Below are 1,962 nucleotides of genomic sequence, written 5' to 3' on the forward strand. Positions count from 1 at the left end.
GTCACGCTCCAGTTGTTGGCGATGCTCGTACTCCGGCCGTCGGTGTCCATCGCGTACTTGATGGTGCCGTTGTCTTCCCACGTGACGTGGATGCGGTCGGAGTCCGCCTTGTACGGCTCGACCGTGAGCGACGGGTTGTCGAGGCTCGAACCGGTCGCCACCGTGTAGGTAGACACCGAACTGCCGTCAAACTTGGCGAGGATGACCGACTTGGACATCCCGCTGGTGTTCAGGAATGCGGCATAGGCAATGCTGGTTGAGGTATCCGAGGCGCCGGCCAGACTCGCCGGCCCCAGCGTGGTCACTGCGTTCGTGTACAGGGTCTCCGGCCCGGTCCACGATGACCCGTTGCGGTAGTAGGCCTCCTGAACTGAGCTGTTCACGCCCACCGGTTTGGTGACGACGACCCAGCGCCTGCCGGTCGAGTCTTCGGCTATCGTCGGATAGTCGCGGCTCGAGGCCAGCACCGACCGCTGCCAGGTGTCGCCGTTCGCCGACCACGCGTACGCGATCGCGCCGTCGAGGTCCGCGTACACGGCAAAGAGAGAGTCTGACCCGGCCTTACGCAGGAACTTCGTACCGTTGTTGTACTTGGTGGCGTCGCTCGTTGCCCGGGAGACGTTCAAGCTCTCGCAGACGTATCTTGTCAGACCGGTATCAACCACCGCCGAGTCAACGAGGACCTCGATTCCGGCGCTGTAGAGAATCCGGCACCTGATCTGATCGATGCTGGGCGAAATGGAGCTGGACTCCGCGAACGCGCTAGGATGACATGCGTCAGTATCGTTGGCCACGAACGTCTCTTCGTTGCCGCGGACAGAACCCTTGATTGTCCACTTCCCGTTGGCGTCCTTCTCCTGCCAGCAGGAGACCCCAAGCCCGGCAAAGACTGGGTTGGACTTCTGGGTTGAGCCAGTGTCGCCAGGTGTCGCCATCAGCGACCAGTTGCCGAACGTGGTCGTAGCCAGGTCGCAGGTGGCGCGCTGGATGGCGTAATTGCTGCCGTTCTTCCGGGTCCAGACGACGTTGAGCACCGTGCCGTTGTCATCGAACCGGCTCGTGGCATGGTAGCCGTTCGCAGTTACCAGATTCGGGCTTGACCATGCCGCCGGCCGGCCCGACGTGCCCGGCCCGTAGTCGCAGAGCATCGAGGCCAAGGTAGAGTCCCCATGCTGCCATGTAACCAACAGCGTATCGCTCTTGTAGATGCTGACGCACGGCAGACTGTCACCGAGGTTGGCCACGCTCTCTATCGTATCCAACGTCACACCCGATGTGCAGGCTCTGGCAAACATGACGCGCGATGTCCCCGCAGAGGTGTCATAGACACAGAAGGTGACCGCGCTAACCCATTCACCACTCGCCTGCCCCGGGTAGCAGACAATCGACGGCTGACCGGGAACGGAACTACTGTCCCCATGGTAGATGACTCGCGGGAGGTACTCGCCCGGGAACAGGCAGAACAGCGAGTCCCTGTCAACATACGCAATCCAACGCTTGCCGTCGCCGTCCAACGCTAGCGCCGGAGACTCACCTATGCCGGCTCCGAAGTACATCGGTGCTCCATTCAGCACTTCGCCTGTCTGCCAGTATGCCCCCTCCACTGACACATAATGACCGCCGCCATTAGCATCAACAGCAAGGCCCCGGGCCGTGCTCCCGACGCTGTTTGTGAAAGGCGACTCCCAGTAATGTCTGCCACTCCAATTGCCGTAGACTCCGGAGTTGAACTTCAGGGCTCGTCCCTGACTCCATGGCTCACTCACGACATAGCATACATTGCCGTATCGGCAAGACGAATGAGTGAACAAGACGGACGCTACTGACGGATTCAGCGGCTGATCCGCGCCGGCGTGGTCCTGTGAAGTGTTTATCCCTGGCTGCGTGAACCAGACCATCGAATCTGGACTTCCCCAGTGTTGGAGGGTCACGCCGCGAATGGTCGACTTCCAGACGCTACCA

General features: G+C 61.1%; 1 protein-coding gene. It reads right to left on the bottom strand.

Annotated features, from left to right (window positions below):
• Positions 1-1,556: hypothetical protein (locus FJY68_14320; protein MBM3332996.1), on the bottom strand; the 1,556-nt coding region annotated here is incomplete at its 3' end.
• Positions 1,557-1,962 lie beyond the last annotated feature (406 nt).

The organism is candidate division WOR-3 bacterium (assembly GCA_016867815.1).
GTDB lineage: Bacteria > Hydrothermota > Tepidihabitantia > Tepidihabitantales > Tepidihabitantaceae > UBA2258.